The organism is Rhizobium sp. L1K21, assembly GCF_024055895.1.
GTDB lineage: Bacteria > Pseudomonadota > Alphaproteobacteria > Rhizobiales > Rhizobiaceae > Ensifer_A.
This window is the reverse complement of record NZ_JAMXLE010000001.1, coordinates 595357-617439: the sequence shown is the minus strand read 5'-3', so window position 1 is coordinate 617439 and position 22083 is coordinate 595357. Positions and strand designations below refer to the sequence as shown.

General features: G+C 57.5%; 21 protein-coding genes and 1 tRNA gene. 9 read left to right on the top strand and 13 right to left on the bottom strand.

Translation table 11 applies throughout. The annotated features are described in order from the left end of the window. Nucleotides 1-171: 171 nt before the first annotated feature. Together NHF56_RS02885 and mnmA are read right to left on the bottom strand one after the other, a co-directional pair. Nucleotides 172-248 (bottom strand) — tRNA-Met (locus tag NHF56_RS02885). 177 nt (nucleotides 249-425) lie between these two features. After that, nucleotides 426-1622, bottom strand: a complete 1197-nt coding sequence (gene mnmA, locus NHF56_RS02880) for a tRNA 2-thiouridine(34) synthase MnmA (RefSeq protein WP_252801410.1) — start codon at nucleotides 1620-1622, stop codon at nucleotides 426-428. Between the two features lie 249 nt (nucleotides 1623-1871). On the opposite strand from mnmA, the gene NHF56_RS02875 reads away from it, so the two are divergent. Continuing rightward, on the top strand, nucleotides 1872-2147 hold the full coding sequence (locus NHF56_RS02875; RefSeq protein WP_252801407.1) for a DUF1153 domain-containing protein: 276 nt from the start codon (nucleotides 1872-1874) through the stop codon (nucleotides 2145-2147). A 39-nt stretch (nucleotides 2148-2186) separates the two neighbouring features. Here the strand turns inward: NHF56_RS02875 and NHF56_RS02870 are convergent, their stop codons facing one another. Together NHF56_RS02870 and NHF56_RS02865 are read right to left on the bottom strand one after the other, a co-directional pair. Further along, a complete protein-coding gene (locus NHF56_RS02870; protein WP_252801405.1) occupies nucleotides 2187-2627 on the bottom strand; it encodes a paraquat-inducible protein A in 441 nt (146 codons plus the stop codon). Beyond that, complete coding sequence (locus tag NHF56_RS02865; protein ID WP_252801403.1) at nucleotides 2624-3523, bottom strand: DMT family transporter; 900 nt, start codon at nucleotides 3521-3523, stop codon at nucleotides 2624-2626. Before NHF56_RS02865 ends, NHF56_RS02870 begins: the two co-directional genes overlap by 4 nt. Before the next feature lie 204 nt (nucleotides 3524-3727). Between NHF56_RS02865 and NHF56_RS02860 the strand changes: the two genes are divergently transcribed. Then, nucleotides 3728-5026 carry an adenylosuccinate synthase gene (locus tag NHF56_RS02860; RefSeq protein ID WP_252801401.1) on the top strand — a complete coding sequence of 433 codons (1299 nt, stop codon included), beginning with the start codon at nucleotides 3728-3730 and terminating at the stop codon, nucleotides 5024-5026. 80 nt (nucleotides 5027-5106) lie between these two features. Then, nucleotides 5107-7164: a hypothetical protein gene (locus NHF56_RS02855; protein WP_252801399.1), complete on the top strand. Its 2058-nt coding sequence runs from the start codon at nucleotides 5107-5109 to the stop codon at nucleotides 7162-7164. Between the two features lie 24 nt (nucleotides 7165-7188). Here the strand turns inward: NHF56_RS02855 and rpoH are convergent, their stop codons facing one another. Both rpoH and NHF56_RS02845 read right to left on the bottom strand, forming a co-directional pair. Further along, the gene (rpoH, locus tag NHF56_RS02850; protein WP_252801397.1) at nucleotides 7189-8091 is read right to left on the bottom strand and encodes an RNA polymerase sigma factor RpoH; all 903 of its coding nucleotides are present in this window, start codon (nucleotides 8089-8091) and stop codon (nucleotides 7189-7191) included. Nucleotides 8092-8230: 139 nt separating this feature from the next. Continuing rightward, nucleotides 8231-9271 carry an RluA family pseudouridine synthase gene (locus NHF56_RS02845; protein WP_252801395.1) on the bottom strand — a complete coding sequence of 347 codons (1041 nt, stop codon included), beginning with the start codon at nucleotides 9269-9271 and terminating at the stop codon, nucleotides 8231-8233. Between the two features lie 26 nt (nucleotides 9272-9297). On the opposite strand from NHF56_RS02845, the gene NHF56_RS02840 reads away from it, so the two are divergent. Together NHF56_RS02840 and NHF56_RS02835 are read left to right on the top strand one after the other, a co-directional pair. After that, a complete protein-coding gene (locus tag NHF56_RS02840) occupies nucleotides 9298-9684 on the top strand; it encodes a hypothetical protein (protein ID WP_252801393.1) in 387 nt (128 codons plus the stop codon). A gap of 8 nt (nucleotides 9685-9692) precedes the next feature. Beyond that, the gene (locus NHF56_RS02835) at nucleotides 9693-10529 is read left to right on the top strand and encodes an RNA methyltransferase (RefSeq protein WP_252804809.1); all 837 of its coding nucleotides are present in this window, start codon (nucleotides 9693-9695) and stop codon (nucleotides 10527-10529) included. A gap of 5 nt (nucleotides 10530-10534) precedes the next feature. Here the strand turns inward: NHF56_RS02835 and NHF56_RS02830 are convergent, their stop codons facing one another. Continuing rightward, nucleotides 10535-11749 (bottom strand): hypothetical protein, encoded by a 1215-nt coding sequence (locus NHF56_RS02830; RefSeq protein WP_252801391.1) that lies wholly within the window; start codon nucleotides 11747-11749, stop codon nucleotides 10535-10537. A gap of 140 nt (nucleotides 11750-11889) precedes the next feature. Next, entirely contained in the window at nucleotides 11890-12474 is a 585-nt protein-coding gene (locus NHF56_RS02825; RefSeq protein ID WP_252801389.1) for a DUF1134 domain-containing protein, read from the bottom strand. A gap of 198 nt (nucleotides 12475-12672) precedes the next feature. On the opposite strand from NHF56_RS02825, the gene chpT reads away from it, so the two are divergent. Then, entirely contained in the window at nucleotides 12673-13320 is a 648-nt protein-coding gene (gene chpT, locus NHF56_RS02820) for a histidine phosphotransferase ChpT (protein WP_252801388.1), read from the top strand. A 175-nt stretch (nucleotides 13321-13495) separates the two neighbouring features. Further along, complete coding sequence (locus NHF56_RS02815) at nucleotides 13496-13858, top strand: PleD family two-component system response regulator (RefSeq protein ID WP_252801387.1); 363 nt, start codon at nucleotides 13496-13498, stop codon at nucleotides 13856-13858. Nucleotides 13859-13916: 58 nt separating this feature from the next. Here the strand turns inward: NHF56_RS02815 and NHF56_RS02810 are convergent, their stop codons facing one another. Beyond that, complete coding sequence (locus NHF56_RS02810; protein WP_252801386.1) at nucleotides 13917-15569, bottom strand: alpha-glucosidase; 1653 nt, start codon at nucleotides 15567-15569, stop codon at nucleotides 13917-13919. 216 nt (nucleotides 15570-15785) lie between these two features. Between NHF56_RS02810 and NHF56_RS02805 the strand changes: the two genes are divergently transcribed. Continuing rightward, nucleotides 15786-16835: a glycosyltransferase family 1 protein gene (locus NHF56_RS02805; protein WP_252801385.1), complete on the top strand. Its 1050-nt coding sequence runs from the start codon at nucleotides 15786-15788 to the stop codon at nucleotides 16833-16835. On the opposite strand, the gene der is transcribed toward NHF56_RS02805, so the two are convergent. The 3 genes from der to NHF56_RS02790 all read right to left on the bottom strand — a co-directional run bounded on the left by der (nucleotide 16836) and on the right by NHF56_RS02790 (nucleotide 19616). Then, nucleotides 16836-18254: a ribosome biogenesis GTPase Der gene (der, locus tag NHF56_RS02800; RefSeq protein WP_252801384.1), complete on the bottom strand. Its 1419-nt coding sequence runs from the start codon at nucleotides 18252-18254 to the stop codon at nucleotides 16836-16838. Between the two features lie 5 nt (nucleotides 18255-18259). Beyond that, entirely contained in the window at nucleotides 18260-18934 is a 675-nt protein-coding gene (locus NHF56_RS02795) for a tetratricopeptide repeat protein (protein ID WP_252801383.1), read from the bottom strand. Nucleotides 18935-19034: 100 nt separating this feature from the next. Continuing rightward, nucleotides 19035-19616 carry an NnrU family protein gene (locus NHF56_RS02790; RefSeq protein ID WP_252801382.1) on the bottom strand — a complete coding sequence of 194 codons (582 nt, stop codon included), beginning with the start codon at nucleotides 19614-19616 and terminating at the stop codon, nucleotides 19035-19037. A 116-nt stretch (nucleotides 19617-19732) separates the two neighbouring features. Between NHF56_RS02790 and NHF56_RS02785 the strand changes: the two genes are divergently transcribed. Then, a complete protein-coding gene (locus tag NHF56_RS02785; protein WP_252801381.1) occupies nucleotides 19733-20716 on the top strand; it encodes a polysaccharide deacetylase in 984 nt (327 codons plus the stop codon). Between the two features lie 21 nt (nucleotides 20717-20737). On the opposite strand, the gene sbmA is transcribed toward NHF56_RS02785, so the two are convergent. Then, nucleotides 20738-21991 carry a peptide antibiotic transporter SbmA gene (sbmA, locus tag NHF56_RS02780; protein ID WP_252801379.1) on the bottom strand — a complete coding sequence of 418 codons (1254 nt, stop codon included), beginning with the start codon at nucleotides 21989-21991 and terminating at the stop codon, nucleotides 20738-20740. Nucleotides 21992-22083 lie beyond the last annotated feature (92 nt).

Here is a 22083-nt window from a genome sequence, read left to right as displayed (position 1 = left end):
GATCGGGTGACCGTGAATGCGCCGAAGCGATCCGGGAGCTTGTCGAAACCGTTACAGTCTACCGAGACCCTTCCACACCAGGCGCGGTGCAAATCGAAGTGTCGGGACGACTGAACACCGTCCTCGGTGACCGTGCCTATCCCAATGGCGTAAAACGGGTGTGTGGATTGATGGTAGCGGAGGAGGGATTTGAACCCCCGACACAAGGATTATGATTCCTCTGCTCTAACCTACTGAGCTACTCCGCCGGGTCAGGCTTCGGGCGCAAGCCCGACAAAAGCGCCTCGGGGTCGAAGCGCATGGCCTTCAGGTGTGCGGCTTATAGGGCGGGGCGGGCTTTTGTGTCAAGCGTGAAAAGGGCAAAAAACTCTTCAAACCCAATTGTCTTTTGCCCGCCCCGACAAAGCCCCACCCAAGCGGGCTTTTCAGGCGGCAGCGGGCTGGCTCAGCACGCGCTTCAGCGCCGCTTCGGCGTCAACCGAGCGTTCGGAACGATCAATGAAACCGCCGCCATAAACGCGGGCCATTTCGCCGGGGGCCGAGTAGAGAACGCAGGCCTGACCCGATGCAATGCCGTCTTCGCCTTCCGCGAGTTCAACGCGCACACCGTCAGCATCGGCATAAAGGGTTGCCGGGCGTGGTGGCCGGGTGGAGCGCACCTTGGCGTAACATTCAAACCCATGGGCAGCAGCCGCTTCCAGCGCTTCATCGCCCAGCCAGTTGACATCGCGCAGATAAATCCGGTGCGTTTCGAGCGCCTCCTTCGGCCCCACGATCACCCGCTTGGAGCGGGCGTCGAGATAGATCACATAAAGCGGTTCGCCGGTTGCCACGCCCAGGCCTTTGCGCTGGCCGATCGTGTAATGCAGGATGCCGTCGTGCTGACCGAGTATCCGGCCATCCAGATGCACGATATCGCCGCCGAGCGCCGCATCGGGCCTCAGTTTGCTGATCACATCGGAATATTTGCCCTGCGGCACGAAACAGATATCCTGGCTGTCCGGCTTGTCGGCCACAGACAGGCCCATTTCGGCGGCCAGTTCACGCGTTTCGGCCTTGGTGAGTGCACCCAGCGGAAAACGCAGATAGTCGATCTGCTCCTGCGTGGTGGCAAAGAGGAAATAGCTCTGGTCGCGCGCCGCATCGGCCGGGCGATAAAGCGCCCGCCGTTCAGGATGATTGCCCATCGGATTGGGTTCGGAGCGGATATAATGGCCGGTCGCCAACGCATCCGCGCCGAGCTCCTTGGCCGTTTTGAGAAGATCGGCAAATTTGACCGTCTGGTTGCAGGCAACACAGGGGATCGGCGTTTCGCCCGCCACATAGCTTTCGGCAAAGGGATTGATCACCGTTTCGCGAAAGCGGGCTTCATAATCAAGCACATAATGGGGAATGCCCAGCATGTCGCAGGCCCGGCGCGCATCGTCAATGTCCTGACCGGCACAGCAGGAGCCTGCCCGGTGCACGGCAGCACCATGATCATAAAGCTGCAGCGTGATGCCGAGCACATCATAGCCCTCGCGCTTCAATATGCCGGCCACGACGGAGGAATCCACACCTCCCGACATGGCCACCACCACGCGCGTATCTTCCGGTCGCTTGTCAAACCCTAAGCTGTTCACGGTCATTTCCGGCTGTTTTCGTTGTTCGGCAAAGGCCGATATTACGACAATTCGTCAAAAAAATGTGGTTTCCATATAAAATCTCGCAGCCGCGCCCGCAAGCCCAAGCCCCGAAAAACAAGGCATATCGCGGGCTTGCAAAGTGCAGAGTTCAAAAAATGAACAAATGGTTTCAAGCTGTTTAGGCAAATTTTAAAACTCGCGGGTCTATTCTCTCACCAATGGTCTTTAGTGTGTGTAGAGAGTCCAATGACCGAAGTAATGCGTCCAAGAGTTAAATATGTCATCGGCCCCGATGGCAGTCCGCTGACAATAGCCGACCTGCCGCCAGCCAATACACGCCGATGGGTAATCCGCCGCAAGGCGGAAGTCGTCGCCGCTGTGCGGGGTGGGTTGCTGAGCCTGGAAGAGGCCTGCGAGCGTTATGCGCTGACCGTGGAAGAGTTCCTCTCCTGGCAGGCCTCCATCAACGATCATGGTCTTGCCGGCCTGCGCACCACGCGCATTCAGCAATATCGCCACTAGGCCGCGCTTCTATTGAGGCAACTTTATCCGCCGCAGACCTCAGGTCTGGCGGCGGATCAGCGCGTGCAGAATGCTGACGCTGACGGCGGAGCCCGCATAGAACCACAGGCCCGGCTGGGTCAGCGCGCTGGCAAAGCCCGATGTCTTCGCCGCAACGATGGCGAGCGCCACCAGCAACACATCCATCATCGACCATTTGGCGAGAACCGGCAGCACACGCTGCAGATGGCCCGCCAGCGCACCGCCGCCCGCCTCAATGGCCACGGTGAGCAGTTTCGCCAGCGGAAACAGGATCGACACCAGCACCACGAGCGTCGCCAGGGCAGCATTTCCGCCAGCCCAGAGTGCGCGCACGATATCGATCAGCGAAGGCGTTTCGGAAAAGAAATAGAGTTTCTCAAAGCGCACCAGCGGCAAGGTTATTCCGAGTGCGAAGGAAAAGGGTCCGAACACCAGAAGAACTGCCAGCAAAAAGTTCATCGGCGCGCGGTCCGTTCAGCCAGCCAGATGCCACCCAGCGCCAATGTGAGCGCGATAAGGTGATAAAGATGGAACGTTTCACCAACCAGGATGATGGAAAGGATCGTGCCGAAAATAGGCACCAGATTGATAAAGAGCCCGGCCCGGTTAGGCCCGATCATCTCCACACCACGAACATAAAACGTCTGCGAAACAAGCGACGGGAAGAGCCCCGCATAGGCAACGATCATCCAGCCGGTAAAGTCGGGAAATAGCATATTCCCGCTTTGATACTCGACGATCCCCATCGGCAGCGAGGCAAGCACTGCACCAGCAAAGGCGAATGTGATCATGCTTTTCCAGTGAACGTCCGGCTTCCAGCGAAGACCGACGGTATAAAACGCATAGACGAGAACGGCCCCCAGAATAAGCAGGTCGCCCTTGTTGAGCGACAGGCCAAAAAGCGTAGCCGGGTCTCCGCGCGCCGCAGTCAACAAGACCCCGCAGAGGGTGATCATGAACCCTGCAATCTGGGCGGAGAACACCCGCACACGGAAGAATACAAAATTGATGATGAAGATGATGGCAGGAACACCGGCCTGAAGAATCACCGCGTTGATCGCCGACGTGTAGTGAAGGCCGGAATAGAGAAAGCCGTTAAACACCGAATAGCCGACAATACCCAGAAGCACGGGAATATACCATTTTCGCCGAAGTACCGGCCAGTCCCGCTTGATCTGAGCCGTTGAGACCGTGAGGATGATGATGAAGGCGATAATCCAACGGAAATTGGTCAGCAGAAGCGGGCTGATATGTCCGACGGCCAGCTTGCCGGCCACCGAATTACCACCCCATATAAGAGCTGTCGTTGTCAGCAATATATAGGCTTTAGCCGCAGATTGGGCTCTCTCTGACATCAACATTTCCTCTCTGCATTCCGTTTCGTGTAAAATATGCGGGTTGATAACGCCCGGTGGAGCGAATTGTCACGTGAAAATCCTTGATACATGCTGCGGGCGGGGTCGCTTTTACAAAATGAACACAGTATAGATGCGCGGGTTTGAGGTCCGCGTGGCAGGTTTTTGAGGCCGCCGCGCCAGTAAACAGGATAAGAAAATCGTATGACGAATGTCGTTGTCGTCGGGTCACAATGGGGTGACGAAGGAAAAGGCAAAATTGTCGATTGGCTGTCAGAGCGCGCCGATATCGTGGTGCGCTATCAGGGCGGCCACAATGCGGGTCACACCCTGGTCATCGACGGTGTCAGCTACAAGCTTTCCCTGCTTCCTTCAGGCGTCGTGCGGCAGGGTAAAATGGCGGTGATCGGCAACGGCGTTGTCGTTGACCCCCATGCACTAGTGGCCGAAATCGACAAATTGGCCGGCCAGGGCGTGGCGATTTCGCCTGAAAACCTGAAAATCGCAGACAATGCCACGCTGATTCTCTCGCTGCACCGCGAACTTGACGGCATGCGCGAAGATGCAGCCTCCAATTCCGGTACCAAGATCGGCACGACACGCCGCGGCATCGGCCCGGCCTATGAGGACAAGGTAGGCCGCCGCGCCATCCGCGTCATGGATCTGGTCAATCTGGAAACCCTGCCGGCCAAGGTGGATCGCCTGCTGACCCACCACAATGCGCTGCGTCGCGGTTTCGGGGTCGCAGAAATCGAGCACGCCACGATCATGAACGAACTGACGGAAGTTCGCGAACGCGTGATTCCATACATGGATACGGTCTGGGCCTATCTCGATAAGAACCGCCGTGCTGGTGCGCGCATTCTCTTCGAAGGCGCTCAGGGCACGCTGCTGGACATCGACCACGGCACCTATCCGTTCGTGACATCGTCCAATACGGTAGCGGGCCAGGCCGCAGCCGGCTCCGGCATGGGGCCGGGCGCACTTGGCTATATTCTCGGCATCACCAAAGCCTATACGACACGTGTTGGCGAAGGCCCCTTCCCCACCGAACTTCATGATGAAATCGGCCAGTTCCTCGGCGAACGTGGTCGTGAATTCGGAACCGTCACCGGCCGCAAGCGCCGCTGTGGCTGGTTTGACGCAGCCCTCGTGCGCCAGTCTGTGGCAACCAACGGCATCACCGGCATTGCGCTGACAAAGCTCGATGTGCTGGACGGTCTCGATGAAATCAAGATCTGCGTCGGTTACAAGCTCGACGGCCAGGAAATCGAGCATCTGCCGGCAAGCCAGGGTGCGCAGGCCCGCGTGGAGCCGGTTTACATCACGCTGGAAGGCTGGAAAGACTCCACCGTCGGTGCCCGCAAATGGGCCGATCTGCCCGCCCAGGCGATCAAATATGTTCGTCAGATCGAGGAACTGATCGGCGCGCCGGTTGCCCTTCTCTCCACCAGCCCGGAGCGTGAGGACACCATCCTGGTCACTGATCCTTTTGAAGATTAACAGCTTTTGCGTTTACTCAGCTTGCACAATGGTTAATAAGCGGACAAGAATGTCGGGGGTAGAAAAAGAAAAGTAAGAATATGGCGGATTTCACAGCGGTCATCCAACGCGCAGTAGACGGTCTCTCAGACAAGTCGCCCGAAATGCGTGTTAAAGTTTATGAGAAGGCAAAAGCTGCCGTTCAGCGCCAGCTTAACGCTATGAATCCGCCCCCGTCGGAAGACCTCGTTGCCCGTCAGATGCAAAAGATCGACGCGGCAATTGCCGAGATTGAGGCGACTTTTGCAACTGAACCCGTTGCCGCGGACGTCCACGAAGAGCCTGTTGTGGAAGAACCCGCCGCAGAAACGGTTGCAGCGGCGGAAGAACAAATTCCCGCCCAAGCGCACCATCGGGACGACCAGCAAGAGCCGGAAACACAGCAACCGGAAGCTGAGGCGCCGGCAGAACCCGAGGACACGACAGAGGTCGAAGAGCCATCCGTCGAGCCTGAAACCCAGCCTCTTCATGAAGCACCCTCGGTTGAGCCGGAAGCAGATTTCCGCGACGAGTCCGCGCACGCCGAAGAAGAGCCCTACGAAACGCCCGAGCCGGAAGAGCCGCAAGGCACTGATGAGCGCGAGTGGTCTGCGCCTTACGATGCAGATAGAAAAACCGAAGAATTCGAAGATGCGCCGCAGCCAGAGGACGCACCAACGGCCTTTGTCGGTGGCAAGCGCTGGGGCTCGCCGCCCGCAAATGAACACTATGAAGCACCATTCCCGGATGCAGATGCGCCGCTGATCGACGAGCAGGCCTACGAAGAAGAGCCGAAGCCTGCCGCGGAGCATAACGAAAAATCTGTTGATCCGGTAGACGCCGATCCGTTCCTTGCTGAAATTGCGGATAGCCATAGCCGTTACGATGCGCCGGAAAACGACCCATTGCAGGATCAGGAATGGGATATTCCATCAATCGACGATGCGCCGGAATACCAATCGGAAGAGCATATTGGTCGAAATCAAGACGATGTGCATGCCCTTCTTGACGAGCCCTATGTTGCAGCACCCACTTCCTCCGAGAGCAATCTTCCCGACGAGGAAGAGGACATTGCCGTCTCGGACGAAGCACAGTCTGGCTACACGTCCCGCAAAAGCGAGCCGGATATCGACCGCATCGTTTCGCGGATCGAGGAGCAGGACGATGACAATGGCCGGGGTGGAATTCTCAGAACGGTGGTCATCGCTGCACTCGCACTGATCGTTGTTGCCGGGCTTTCCTTTGCCGGATGGCAATACCGGGATGAGATTGCGGCGATGTTTGGCACCTCGGGAACAGATATCGCCACCACGGACAATGGCGGTGACGATGGCCCCGTGACTGCAGACGATCAAAATCAGGCCGATGGTGGCGCAACCGCCGATCAGCAGCCCACCGTAACCGGCCCTGAGAAGTTCACGCAGCGCCTTTTGGCGGATGGAACCGAGGTGGAAGGCGAAGCAGGCCCCGCCCCAACAGGCGATGAAGAAGGCAAATCCATCGCCCAACAGGAAGGCGGCACCAGCGCACCGGTTCAGCAGTCAAACGACACAAGTGCGCAGGCTTCAAAGTCTGTGAAAATGTTCCTCTATGAGGAACGGCTTGGTCAGGCCTCTCCAACGGCTATCGAAGGCAATGTCACCTGGACGCGTGAACTGGAAACGCAGGATGTCGGCAATCCCGAGCCTGTCATTCAGGCGAAGATCGAAATCCCCGAACGTTCAATGTCGGCCTTGATTACCTTCAAGCGCAATCTCGATCCGTCGCTCCCGGCAAGCCACATTGTCGAACTCGTCTTTTCGCTGCCCGAAAACTTTGAAGGCGGCGGGATAGAAAGCGTGGTTCGCATCTCCATGAAGGCAAATGAACAGGACCAGGGTCAGGCACTGATTGGCGTACCGGCACGCATAACCGATTATTTCCACATGATCGCCCTCAACTCCCTGCCGGAGGCACAACAGACCAATCTGGAGCTTTTGAGAACGCTGGATTGGATGGATATACCGCTGGTCTACGGGAACGGTCGCCGCGCACTTCTGACGCTGGAAAAGGGTGCCGAGGGCAAGGCCGTTTTCAATCAGGTGCTGAAGGAATGGAGCCAGGAGACTTCAGGCCAATGATGGCCTGAAGAGGTTGGCAAGGGTTCAGGCGTCCACGACACGCAGGCTGTTTGCCTGCTCTTCCGCGAACTTCTGCACGGCTTCCTGAACCTTTTCAAACGCACGCACTTCAATCTGGCGCACACGCTCGCGCGAAACGTCGAATTCGGAGGAAAGCTCCTCCAGCGTGATGGGATTTTCCGACAAACGCCGGGCCTCGAATATGCGCCGTTCGCGTTCGTTGAGAACGCTCATGGCGCGGCTCAGCATAGCGCGGCGGGATTCGAGCTCATCCTGCTCGATCAAGATGTCTTCCTGGCTTTCGGAATCATCCGCCAGCCAATCCTGCCATTGGCCTGAATCACCATCGGACGCGCGAATAGGCGCATTCAGCGAAGCATCGCCGGAAAGACGCTGGTTCATGGAAACCACTTCTTCCTCGCTGACGCCCAGCTTTTCGGCAATTTCACGCACCTGATCAGGCTTCAGATCGCCATCATCAATGGCCTGAATGCGGCCCTTGAGGCGACGCAGATTGAAGAACAACCGCTTCTGATTGGCCGTTGTGCCCATTTTGACGAGCGACCAGGAGCGCAGGATATATTCCTGGATCGAGGCTTTGATCCACCACATGGCGTAAGTCGCCAGACGAAAGCCGCGCTCAGGATCGAACTTTTTGACAGCCTGCATGAGACCGACATTGCCTTCGGAAATAACCTCGCCGATCGGCAGGCCATAACCACGATAGCCCATGGCGATCTTGGCAACGAGTCGCAGATGGCTTGTCACCAGCTTGTGGGCGGCATTTCGATCTTCATGTTCATGGAAACGCTTGGCCAGCATATATTCTTCCTGCGGCTCAAGCATGGGAAATTTGCGGATTTCGTCGAGATATCGGCTAAGACCAGCTTCGCCCGAAGCGATGGTCGGCAATGTATTGCGGGCCATAAAGCACCCCCTCTCTTTTGAACCGGCTTCCCGTGGGCAAGCCCCCTATTTCGCGCCTTCTCCACCCCGAAGCGCGCGCATAGGCCAAGAATAGATAAGCCGCACCACCCCTCGTTTCAAGAGTGGAGCAAACCGCGGCCTATTTTGCCGCACGCTTTTCGTTGCGCAAGGCGCTCAACAACTGCGCCATATCGTCAGGCAGTGGCGCTTCAAATCGCATAACACGTCCGCTCGCCGGATGTTCGAATTGCAAAAGAAAAGCATGCAGCGCCTGACGGTGAAACCCGCCGACAACGGCTTTGGTTCCATCGGAAAGCCGATTGACTTTCGTCTTGAACGCCGTGCCATATTCAGGGTCGCCGATCAGCGGATTGCCGATATGTGCCATGTGGACGCGAATCTGATGGGTCCGCCCGGTCTCCAGGCGGCATTCCACCATCGAGGCAATTGCAGTTCCGTCGGCCTGTTCGCCAAAACGCTCAACAACCTCAAAATGCGTAATCGCTTCGCGCGCGTCCCCGCTCTCAATCGACTTGACCGCACGTTTGGTGCGCGCAGACGAGCGGCCAAGCGGCGCATCAATTGTGCCTTTCAGCTGACGCGGCCTGCCCCAGACCAGCGCCATATAGGCCCGCTCCAGCGGCCCGGTACGCCCATGGTCGGCAAATTGCGCGGCAAGATGGCGATGGGCAATATCGTTCTTTGCCACCACCATCACACCACTCGTCTCCTTGTCCAGGCGGTGAACAATGCCGGGGCGCTTGACCCCGCCAATGCCTGACAGCGTATCACCGCAATGGTGGATCAACGCGTTGACCAGCGTCCCCGTCCAGTTTCCCGCTCCGGGATGAACGACAAGCCCGGCAGGCTTCATGATCACGATCACGTCATCATCTTCGTAAAGAACCTGCAGCGGAATATCTTCCCCCTTGGGTTCCGGGTCCTCCGGCTCAGGCAGCACGACACGCACCTCGTCCCCCGGCCTGATCTTCGCCTTGGGCTCGCTCACCGCCTCTCCGTTGATGCGCACCATCCCCTGCTTGACCAGCGCCTGAATGCGGCTGCGCGAAAATTCGTCGCCCAATGCTGCCGTCAGCCATGCATCCAGACGCCCGCCGGCGCTTTCATCAGCGATGAGGACTTTCATATCGGCGCCGGCTTCGCTAAATGGTGCACTCATTCATTCAATCCCATGAAGGCCGCCCTATGACGACCAACCAATTTGACGATCCCAACGACGAAAAGCCGCTGGACCCGGTTCTGGAAAAAGTCCGCCGCAAAATGATCAGGCTGCTGGTCGTTTCGATAGGCATCATTCTCGTTGCCCTTGTCGGCGTCATTATCGCGATTGTCTACAAGACGAAAGAGGTTTCCCAAAAAGACGTGCCGCAAAGTCAGGCGCTCAGGGTACCCTCCGATGCTCCCGTCAACGCGACCGTCAATCTGCCGGCTGGTTTCAGGGTAACATCGACGGCACTGTCGGGCGATCGCATCCTCTTTTACGGAGTAACGGCGACAGGACAGCCGAAAGCCTATGTCTTCGACATGTCCACAGCAAGCGTCATTGCCGACATCACGCTCAGCGGACAATAAGCGGCATAATCATGCGGCAACTCATCCGCATCACCGACCCGGACGATCCGGCAATTGTCGAGTTCACGAATATCCGCGAGCGCGACCTGACGCGTTCGGGCGGACGTTTCATTGCGGAAGGTACAGTTGTCCTGCGCATGCTCGCCGCCGCCCATCACGCCGGCACCCGCTTCAAGGCACACAAGATCCTGCTGCTGGAAAATCGCGTGGATGGCCTTGATGACATCCTGTCGGCCTTCCCGCCTGATGTGCCTGTCTACGTCGCCAGCGGCGATGTTCTGGATCGCATTGCCGGCTTTCACCTGCATCGCGGCGTTTTGGCCTTGGGGGAACGCCTTGAGCCGCCGCCGCTCAATGAGGTTTTAAACGGACTTCCGCAAAGAGCGCTGGTCGTGGTCTGCCAGGGTCTTGCAAACCACGACAATGCCGGATCGATCTTCCGCAATGCAGCCGCCTTCGGTGTCAGCCACATCATCCTGGATGAAACCTCCTGTGATCCGCTTTACCGAAAGGCGATCCGTGTTTCCGTCGGGTCGGTACTGACCGTGCCCTATGCGCGTGGCGGGAACATCGAAGCTCTATTGCAGACCTTGAAGGATAATGGTTTTGCCTTCTGGGGCCTCTCACCCGCCGGCAAAACCAGCATTCGCGCCCTGCCTAACAGCGAGCGCACCGCATTGATCTTGGGCACAGAAGGTGAAGGTCTGCCGCCACACCTGCTGGCAAGCATCAAAACGGCCCGCATCCCCCAAATGCCCGGTCTTGATAGCCTCAATGTCGCAACCGCCGCCGGCATCGCGCTTTATGAAACGGCCCATGCGATGGGGTTGTTGCCCGACCTCTGAGAGCCTCAGGAACGCTCGCCGTGAAGAACACGGCTGGCGCGCACGCCAAGGCTCACCCTGCCGTTCTTGCTTTCAACGGCGTCATCATCAAGCATGGCGCGGATCTTGGAATTCTCGCCCTCACGCGCCGCAGTTAATGCCACCATACGCGCAGCAATGGACGCGATTTCCTCACGCATCTCATCGTCATGCTCGGGACCCGTTTCCTGCAACAGCTGATTTGTGACCGCACCCTCGGCTGCATGAAGTTCGGAAGCCAGTGCATCCACATCCAGGGTCTCGACAACCGACGGCGGCGGTTCAACCAAATTCAAAACCGGCATTTCGGCTGCATCCGCCAATTCAGTATCCATGTCCACAGGATCAGCTTCCTCTTCAGGCTCATGCAGGTCCAGCGGCATCTTGATGCCTGCCTCCTTGAGCGTTCTGACCGCCTTGCGAGCTTGTGCATTGGCGTTCTTCAACCGCTCCGTCAGCCGCGCTACCTCGTCAACGCGACGCGCCAGTGTATTTTCGCGCCGCGCACTGACGGCAAGTTCACGATCCAGCCTGTCCTGCAGGCTCATCACTTTGTTGACTTCACGCGAGAGGCGCGTTTCGGCCATTCGTGCACGTTCATCGGCACTGCGCTCCATTTCACGCGCCCGGTCACGTTCCAATTTGAACGCTTCAAACGAAGCACGCGCATGCGAAAGCTCCTGATCGCGCTCCAGAAGCTCGTTCCTGTTGGCCTCGAACATTTCGGCCAGATAATCCAGCCGCTCGGTCATGTCCTTGATCTTGGCTGCATCTTCGACGAGTGTCTGGCGTGCAGCCGCAAGTTCGGTCCGCATGCCAAGCTCCCCAGCCTCCTGAGCTCTCAACTCCAGTTCGAGTTCACGCACCTTTTCCTCAAGCGCCTGACGGATATTGTCCAGTTCGGCCTTCTCGGCGGCCAGCGCATAGCTCGCCGCAACAACACGCTCGGCCCGCGTCTGCGCATCAACTGTCCGCTGGCGTTCGGCGATCAGCGATTGCGAAATCTTCGCATTTTCGGCGGCATATTCGGCGCGAACCATGTCCTTTTGCGCCTTCAGCTCCTGGGGGCTGATGGGCAGCGTCGCGCGCATGCGGTTTTCGGTGAAGGAAACGACCCGGCGCTGAATGGCCGGCGCAATCAGAAACGCCAGGAAGGCCGCGCTCAAAAAGCCAAGGGAAAAGAGCAGGATAGACTCTATCACGTTCGTTTCACTCTCATCCTTTGTGGTTGCGCTGGCGCGTTGCGGGCATGATCCATTAAGCACGGGTGCGTGCCGCGGGCAAGTCTATCCTTCTACCGCCCGCCGCCTCTATCCCCTGCGAATGCGTTTGTTCGTGACGCTTAGAACGGGTTCCAGGTCGGCTGCGCCGTCATCTTCAGATAACCGATATTGATGCCGAGCCGTGCACCGACGCCGGTGTGAATCGGGACGACCAGTACATTCTGGTTGCGAAGAACAGTCATCCCGAAACCCGCCACCACATAGGCCGAACCGGATACACCGGCATAGCGCTTATAGATCGCGTTTACATCGGGCAGATTGTAAACCAGCATCATCACGCGGTTACCATTCACACCATAGTCGATACCGAGCGACGGCCCCTGCCAGAACATGGGATAGTTGCCGGCATTCTTGGTCACCAACTCGCCTTCGCCATAGGTGACCCCGGCGATCAGCGCGCCGCCGCCTTCCTGACCAATAATATAACCGTTGGGCAGGCCATAGTTCTTGAAAGCGGATTCCACAACCTTGGCAAATCCGCCGCTCACATTTCCGAAGAAGCCATTTCCGGCATCGATGATTTCCTGCATCGAATACTTGTCATCGGCCCGAGCGGAACCTTGCATCGCGGCCAGCGAAACGACCAACGCGGCAACAAAAGCAGTAAGCCTGACGGCTGCAAAATTCTTCATAAGACGCAGCATGTTTCTCGTCCTTGTCATGTTCGCCGGCCCGCATTCTTCAAAACGCCGCCAGCAAGATCAAAATTCGGTGCGTTTACACATCTGGAGCACATAATGATTTGATCCCGTTAACAATCGGTTTACCAAAAGTGTTGTCATTATGGCACGAACAACGCAGACTCAGTTTCGCGCTGCTCAGAACCATTCCGGGAGATAAACATGGCAAAAAATCCAAACCTGACTCTGGCCGGTGTCGATCTGGCAGCCTTGCTTTGCAGCCGAGTGTGCCACGACGTGATTTCGCCCGTCGGCGCCATCAACAACGGACTTGAATTGCTGGACGAAGGCGGCGCGGATGCGGAAGCCATGGACCTCATCCGCACCAGCGCGCTCAACGCTTCGGTTCGCCTGAAATTTGCCCGTCTTGCATTCGGCGCGTCCGGCTCGATCGGCGCATCCATCGATACAGGCGAGGCCGAAAAGGCTGCCCGCGACTTTGCCGAGGCTGAAGGCAAGACCGAGATTTCCTGGAATGGCCCGCGCGCAATCATCGCGAAAAACCGCGTGAAGCTTCTCCTCAACATGTTCCTGCTGGCCTATGGCTCCATTCCGCGCGGCGGCAATCTGGATATCACGCTCGACCAGCCGGAATTCGACGCCAAGTTCACCATCGTGGCCAAGGGCCGCATGATGCGCGTTCCTGCGAAGTTTACGGAACTGAAAAGCGGCACGCCCGAAGAGGCCGTCGACGCCCATTCAATCCAGCCTTACTACACGCTACTTCTCGCCCAGGAAGCGGGTATGAGCATTGAAGTGAACGAGACGGGCGAAGAGATTATCTACACCGCCTCCATGGAAGCGGCGTAGAGCATTTCCAGCCGAAGCGTGCCTGCTTCGGCGTCAGACAATGCGGCAAAACAAGTAGATAGATAAAAACCGCCCCCTTGGCTTAGCGGAAATTTAACAGGCTCCGTGCTAGATTGGCACGCGTTGGGAAGACCGACGATGATATCGCCGCGTCACGTTGCGAATGGAGCATGTTATGCCGCAGGTCCTCATTGCAGACGAATCCGATATTGTGCGCAAGGTCGCCAAGCGCATCTTGTCGGGTCTGAACCTTGACGTGCTCGAAAGCACCTCGGCGAATGACGCCATCGTACAATCCCTGAGCGCGCTTCCGAAATATCTGATCGTGGATTCAAAGATGGACGGCGCGACCGATGTGATCACACAGATACGGTCCATGCCGGGCGGCAGCGAAACCCACATCTTCTATTGCGTGGTGGAAGCCGATCTGAAGACCCTGCTCTCGGCCCGGCGGGCCGGTGCCGACGATGTGCTGCAAAAGCCCTTCGACCGCAGCGTTCTGCTGGAAAAGTTCCAGGCCCTCCAGCCAGCCGCCTAAAGCATGTCGCGTTTAATCGCCCTCGATTAAACGATAACGTACATGCGATGCATATGAGCTAGAGCAACAGGCACACCCCGTCAAAGGCAGCCAATTCCACCGCATTCCCGCTGACTTCCGCACGCGAGGCCGGCATCGGCAACACCTGTGGATTGGAAAATTCGGAAGGCGTGATGAACGTCCTGCCCTCTGCAGTGAGATTGAAGGCAAAGAGAAGTCTTGTTTCAGCGTCGCTGCGCACGAAAACCAGAAGATCGTCATTGCCTTCGATAAACTGAATGTCGCCCTCCCGCATCACCGGGTTTTGCCGCCGGAAAGCAAGCACGGCGCGATAATGCTCCAGCACAGACCCGTCAACATCCTGCTGCTCGCTCAGGGCAAGCGCAAGATGCTCCTCTGGCACCGGCAGCCACGGCTCGACCTCTGAAAAACCGCCATGCGTGGTCCCACCATCCCAGGGCATCGGCGTGCGGCACCCATCGCGGCCCTTGAAGGCCGGCCAGAAGCGAATGCCATATGGGTCCTGTAAATCCTCAAAGCGCAGTTCCGCTTCCGGTAGACCCAGCTCCTCGCCCTGATAGATGCAGATGGAGCCCCGCAAACTCGCCAGAATGTTGATTGCCTGTTTGGCAACAACAGGTCGGTCTGCAACGCTCGGCGCAAAGCGGCTGACATGACGTTCGACATCGTGGTTTGAAAAGGCCCAGCAAACCCATCCGTCCTGCACCCGGCTCTCGAAGGCTTTCACGGAACGGCGAATGTGTGCGGCGCTGTATTCCGGTCCCAGAAGGTCGAATGTATAGCACATATGCAGCTTGTCGCCGCCGCTGGTATATTGCGCCACGGTTTGCAGGCTGCGCGCGCCATCGCCCACTTCGCCCACCGCCGTACGCCCGCCATAGGAATCCAGAAGGGCGCGGAACCGCTTGAGAAATTCAAGGTTCTCCGGACGCGTCTTGTCGAAGATATGCTCCTGCATACCGTAGGGGTTCACATCGGGCGCATCCTGCGACGTCGCTTGCGGATCGGGCTGCAGCGGCGGATTGTCCCGCAACAGCTTGTCGTGAACGTAATAATTGACGGTATCGAGCCTGAAACCATCAACCCCGCGCTCCAGCCAGAAGCGCACGGTTTCCAGCAGCGCATCCTGCACCTCGGCATTGTGGAAATTCAAATCCGGCTGCGAGATCAGGTAGTTGTGCATATAATACTGTTTGCGCACACCATCCCATTCCCAGGCTGGCCCGCCAAAAATCGACAACCAGTTGTTGGGGGCCGTCCCGTCGGGCTTCGGCTCCGCCCACACATACCAGTCGGCCTTGGGATTATCGCGGCTGGAGCGGCTTTCCTCGAACCAGAGATGCTGATCCGAGGAGTGCGAGAGCACCTGATCGATAATGACCTTCAGCCCAAGACCATGCGCGCTTTCAACCAACGCGTCGAAATCCTCAAGCGTGCCAAACCGCGGATCAACATCGCAGTAATTCGATACGTCATACCCCATATCGGCTTGCGGAGATGTGAAAAACGGTGAAATCCAGAGTGCGTCGACACCCAGTGACGCGATGTGCGGCAAACGCCGGGTAATACCCTTGAGATCGCCAAGCCCATCATTGGTCGTGTCCTGGAAGGAACGCGGATAGACCTGATAGATGACGGCACCACGCCACCAATCCTGTCCAGCTTCGTCGTGTGTTGTAATCTGGTTCATGAGAACTCCGCCGGTTTGGGGTTGAGACAGCGGCTCCATTCAAGAGCAACACATCTTCAAAGCAGGTGAGACTGATTTTGTTCGGAATAGTGATCAAGTGATTTGAGATAGGCAAGGCTCGCCCGAGAGACACCACTGTGTCAACGGGCTTGTAATAAGACTATCACACAACTCTGTCATACGGGCTGGAACGATGAGCATCGAATCGGAATCGGCATGCAGAAAATCACCATTGTCACAGACGCCTGGCATCCACAGGTCAACGGCGTTGTTCGCTCGATCGAGAACACAATCCGTGAGCTGAACAATATGGGCATTGCGACAGAACTGATAACCCCGCAGATGTTCCGCAATATCCCCTGCCCGACCTACCCGGAAATCCGCCTCGCCGTCGGCCGTCCGGGCCGCGTGGCAAAACTGCTTGACGAGCAGGAACCGACCTTCGTTCATATCGCTACCGAGGGTCCTCTGGGGCTGGCAGCACGCCGCTGGTGCAAGAAGCGCGGCAAGCCTTTTTCCACAAGCTACCACACACGCTTTCCCGAATATGTTTCCGCACGCCTGCCCATCCCGCAAACCCTGCTCTACAGCTTCATGCGGCGCTTCCACAATGCCGGCAACGCCTGCATGGTGGCCACCGAAAGCCTGGAGCGCGAACTTGATCAGCGCGGCTTCAACAACCTGAAGCGCTGGACCCGCGGCATCAATGGCGACCTCTTCCGCCCCATGGCAAAGCAGGAGCAACCCTTCGGCCTTCCACGTCCGATCTTCATGACGGTGAGCCGCGTCGCGGTCGAAAAGAACCTGCCCGCTTTTCTCGAACTCGATCTTCCTGGCTCGAAAGTGGTTGTGGGCGATGGGCCGGCGCGCGCTGATCTTCAGGAACGATTTCCGGATGTTCATTTCACCGGCATGAAAACGGGTGAAGACCTCGCCGCAGCCTATGCACAGGCCGATGTCTTTGTGTTTTCTTCAAAGACCGACACATTTGGCAATACCATTCTGGAGGCTTTGGCCTCGGGCGTCCCCGTCGCCGCCTATCCCGTCACCGGACCAGCCGACATTCTCGGCGGACACCCGCAGGCCGGCACCCTGAATGAAGACCTTCGCCAGGCAGCCCTGGATGCTCTGAATTGCTCAGGTGAAGCCGCGCGCAATCTCGCTGAAAGCTACACTTGGCGGGCTGCCGCCAACCAGTTCTGGGAAAATGCCGTTCAGGCGAATGAAGCATATCAAAAGAAGCGCAAAGCGGCGAAAGCAGCCTGATCAGCGCTTCTTCTTGCGGTTCTCAAACGGGTTCACCGAGGCACGATAGTAAATGCGGATCGGCACGCCCGGCATGTCGAAATCCTTGCGCAGACCGTTGATCAGGTAGCGCGTGTAGCTTTCCGGTATCGCTTCAGGTCGCGTGCACGAGATCATGAATCCTGGCGGACGGGCCTTCACCTGCGTCATATATTTCAGCTTGAGACGACGGCCGGAAACGGCAGGCGGCGGATGCTGTATCTGCTGGGCGTCAAGCCAGCGGTTGAGCTTGGCCGTCGATATACGGCGGTTCCACACCTTGTCCGTGTCGATCACCGCCTGCATCAGGCGATCAAGTCCCTCGCCGGTCTGGCCGGAAATCGTAACGGCGCGAATACCACGCGCCTGCGGCAAAAGCCGCTCGGTCTTTTCGCGAAGATCAGCGAGAACCGCCTGCCGGTCCTCGATCATGTCCCACTTGTTGAAGGCCAGAACCGCTGCACGTCCCTCGCGCAGCACGAGGTCGGCAATATGCAGATCCTGCTTTTCAAACGGGATTGTCGCGTCGAAAACGATGACCACGGTTTCGGCAAATTTGATCGCTCTGAGCGCATCGGCCACCGAAAGCTTTTCAAGCTTCTCCTGCACACGGGCCTTGCGGCGCATGCCCGCGGTGTCGAACATCTTGATCATCCGACCGCGCCATTCCCAGTTCACGGAAATGGAATCGCGTGTAATACCCGCTTCCGGCCCGGTCAGCAGTCGGTCTTCGCCCAGAAAACGGTTGATGAGTGTCGACTTGCCCGCATTCGGGCGCCCCACAACGGCAACCCGCAACGGCTTGCTGTCATCGTAAGCCTCTTCCTCGTCAAACTCTTCGTCGAGTTCGCCCTTTTCGATGACGACGTCTGTCTCTGCTTCTTCCATGATAGCAAAGGCGCGCTCTTCGCCAATCGCCTCAACAATGGCGTCGCGAAGGTCATGCAGGCCCTGGCCGTGCTCAGCCGAAATCGGCACCGGCTCGCCAAGACCCAGCGTATAGGCGTCATAAAAGCCGCCATCGGAACCACGCGCTTCGGCCTTGTTGGCAACCAGCACCACCGGCTTGCCACGGCGGCGCAGGATTTCGCCAAAAAGCTTGTCATGCGGCGTCAGCCCCATCTTGGCATCCACCACGAAAAGCGTCATGTCCGCTTCGTCGATCGCAGCTTCCGTCTGCTGACGCATGCGGCCTTCCAGCGTATCTTCGCCGCTTTCTTCAAGCCCCGCCGTATCGATGATGGTGAAGCGCAGGTCATCCAGCTTCGCATCACCCGGCCTGCGGTCGCGTGTCACGCCCGGCGTATCGTCGACAAGCGCCAGTTTGCGCCCAACCAGCCGGTTGAACAGCGTACTCTTGCCCACATTGGGACGGCCAACGATTGCGACGGTAAAGCTCATGGAGGTTACGATACCTTGCCGCTGGAGGCGATCAGATCAAGCATGATCTGGGTGCGATTGGCCACATTGCCCGGCGTCTGGCCATCGGCGGCAATTGCCTCATACCACTGCTTGGCCCGTGCATAATCGCCGTTCTTGTAGGCGGAAAGCCCAAGCGCTTCGCGTGCCGAGTGGCGCATCGGGTTTTCCGGCACAGCCAACTCTTCCACCTGAGCCGAAACGTCTGCATAGGGTGCGTCGTCAATCAGCAGCCAGCCGGCCCGAAGGCGCGCAGCGTCACGAACAGCTTCCGGCACAGATGTATCTCGCGCAATCGCGGCAAAAGCGTCCGCCGCGGCCTTCTTGTCGCCCTGCTCCGCAATCAGCGAAGCCTCGCGCATGCGCGCCAGATCGGGATAGGAGCCGAACCCGTCTTTTTCGAGCGCCTCGAATGCCGCCTTGGCCTGATCCCGCGTGCTGGGGTCTTCCGCAAGCTTCATCGCCGCCAGAAACTTGTCGCCCGAAGCCGAAGCCTGGCTCAATGTCCAGTAATCGTAAACGCGATAGCCGGCAGTGCCGATAACGATCAGAACAGCTGTCGCAATCAACAATTTGCCATACTGCCGCCAGACGGCCTTCATCTGATCGGAACGAAGTTCCTCGTTCACCTCGCGGATAAAGCTGTCGTCATCATGAGCCATTTGCAGTTTTCCGGGCGGACCGGCCTTTTCGTTTGCACATCAATTTGCCGCGCCTTCTACCCCATTTTTCAACGCTTGTAAGGGGGAAAGCGCGTTTTCCTTAGCTGCGGATCATAGCAAGCGGCGAAACGCCGATGAGAAGTTCATGCAGGTACATGATGAAGAGGCCGTAAAGCACAATACCGGTGATTACGGCAATGATATCCCACTGAACAGATTTGAACGCTCGTGGCTGGATATTCTGCCGCTTGGCGGAGATGCGCGCCGCCACCGCCCAGATGAGAAAACCGGCAAACAGGATGACAGAGTTCAGCTCCCCATTGGCAAGCAGATGCGCGAGCGCCCAGAACTTGACGGCAGCCAGAAGCGGATGCTTGGTCCAGACCGCCAGTTTGCCGGCCGGAAAAATCGATACCGCCGCCAGGATGAAGGAAATCAGCATCAGGAGAAAGGCAATATGGGCAAGCCAAACCGGCGGATAATAGAGCATCGGCGTAACAGCCCGCGACTGGGCAAAGGCATAGATCAGAAAGATGAAGGTCACGATCGAAAGGACCGAATAGACCCCTCTCCAGGCACGAACGCCCATCTTGTCGATCATGCTCTTGCGCCACGCGGGGGCGAAGATGCGGATCGAATGCAGGAGTAGAAAAAGCGCCAGCGCGACGACGAACATGACCATGGTATCAACCTCATTTTCTTACTGCCTGCATAGCGTCAATAGGCCGACAATTCCAGTCGGGAACAAAGGATCGCCTTAATCTCGCGCCAGTTGGGGAAAAAAGGACAATTTGCCCCATGAAGAAATTCGCTCTTTGCCTCGCTCCCTTTGCCCTGTTTCAGGGCCTGAATGCCGAGGCCGCTGACAAGCCGAAGCAAATCGTCATTGTTTCCTTCGATGGTGCCGCGGACAACGCTTTGTGGGACAAGAGCATGGAGATGGCAAAGCGCAACAATGCCCATTTTACCTACTTCCTGTCCTGCACCTTTTTCATGAACCCGGATGAACGCGCGGCTTACCAGGCCCCGCATCAACGCAAAGGCCGTTCCAATGTCGGTTTTGCCCAGACGCAAGCCGAGGTGAAAGCCCGCCTTTCCCACGTTTGGCAGGCGCATCTGGATGGCCACGACATCGGCAGCCATGTCTGCGGCCATTTCGACGGCGCGGAATGGTCGAAAAGCGATTGGGTGAAGGAACTCACCACCTTTCGCAACACGATGAAGAATGCCTATGAGGCCAATCGGCTGGACACTGAAAAGCCCGATGGCTGGGATGAATTTACCGCCAAACAGATGATCGGCTTTCGCGCGCCCTATCTATCCGTCAGTTCCGGCCTCGTTCCCGCCCTTGCAGAGACGGGTTTCCGCTATGACGCCAGCCTCGTCTCACGCGGGCCGGTGATGCCTGAAGAGGATCACACCATCACGCGCTTTTCGCTCCCGCTCATTCCCGAAGGCCCCAGGGAAAGGCGCATTATCGCGATGGATTACAACATGTTTGTCCGCCACTCCGGCGGCATCGAGAACACTGTCAAAAGCAAGGAATTCGAGGAGCGCGCCTATCAGGCGTTCCGCGCTGCCTTCGACCGCCAATATTCCGGCGACCGTATTCCGCTGCAGCTCGGCTTTCACTTTGTCGAAATGAACGGCGGGGCCTATTGGCGCGCGCTGGACAGGATAACGTCTGAAGTCTGCTCCAAGCCCGATGTTGCCTGCATCAGCTATGCTGAGGCGCTCCCGTTTCTGAACAAGGATAGAAGGGACAAGCCGTCAGCGTCGTAATGCCGACGGCTTGTAACTCGATCAATTCTCGCTCGGATTGGCCAGATATTCCTGATCGATCTCCGGCAGAGGCTCACCCTCCATCGCTGCCTCAAACGAACGCAGACGTTTGTGGATCGACAACAGGTCGATAATCGTTGACCAGGAGTTCACGAGGAACTGGAACGAGTTGCTGACCTGTCCGAAGGCGGTCAGAATCTGCTGGAAGATACCAAACGTGATCGCGCCTGAAACAATCGTCGGGATCAGCAGGATTGTCAGAAAGATACCATCGGCCTGAATGTAGAAACCACGCGCCAGATTGAAATAGACGTAGTGGAAATAGAGGCGGAAATAGTTCGTGCGAACATCGTTGAACAGCGAGCGAACCGTTTCCGGCTGGGCGCGTTCGGCATTGTCTTCACCGTAAACGAGTTCCTTACGGAAAGCTGCTTCCACGCGCTGGTTCTTGAACTCGAGTCCCGGAAGTTTGATCCCGGCAAACCACATCAGTGCCGTACCGAACGCCGACCAGAAAATTGCGATCCAGAACAGGGACGCGGGAATCTGGCCAATAATGGGGAGTTCCGTGACATATGCAGACAGCGCAAACAGCACCGGCAGGAAGGCGATCAGCGTCATCACTGCATCGATCAGGCTGACACCAAGATTTTCCATGATGCTGGCAAAGCGCATTGTATCTTCCTGAATACGCTGCGAGGCACCTTCGATGTGACGCACCTTCGGCCAGACGGCCAGGTAATAGTCGCTCATCGCGTTACGCCAGCGGAAGATATAGTGGCTGATAAAGAACCGGCTGATGATGTAGACGCCCATCCAGAGAAAGGCGAACTGCATGAAAATCCACTGCATGCCGAACATGTCGGCTGCCGTAACGCCCTTGTCGCCCGTCAGTGCATTCTGCAGCATGTCGCCGAAAGGCCGCCGCCAATTGTTGATCAGCACGCTGATCTGCACGTTGAAATAGGTGATGAAAATGATCAGCGCTGAACCCCAGACCGACCATGCTTTCCAAGGGTGATCCTTATCGAAAATCGTCCAGAACAGACAAAAGGCACCTGAAAAGAAACCGAAATAGATGTAAAACCACAAAAAATCGTGCGTCACGAAAAAGTCGAGACCGATCCGCGGCGGGGCATCAGGAGCAGCAGGCGGCAGACCGACAAGGCCGCCAAGCGCCTCTCCGCCAAAATACCAGCCGAATATGCCGATAAGCGTCCAGATGGCGGCACTGGTGAAGAAGAGTTTGGGTTTAGGAAAGAACGATTCTAGCAAGGCAAGTATTCTCCGGAAGGTCCGCGAAGCAGTCCACTATTTGGCCCGGAAACTATTTCAGAAAATGGTGCGCCGCAATGGCGGCGCGGCCT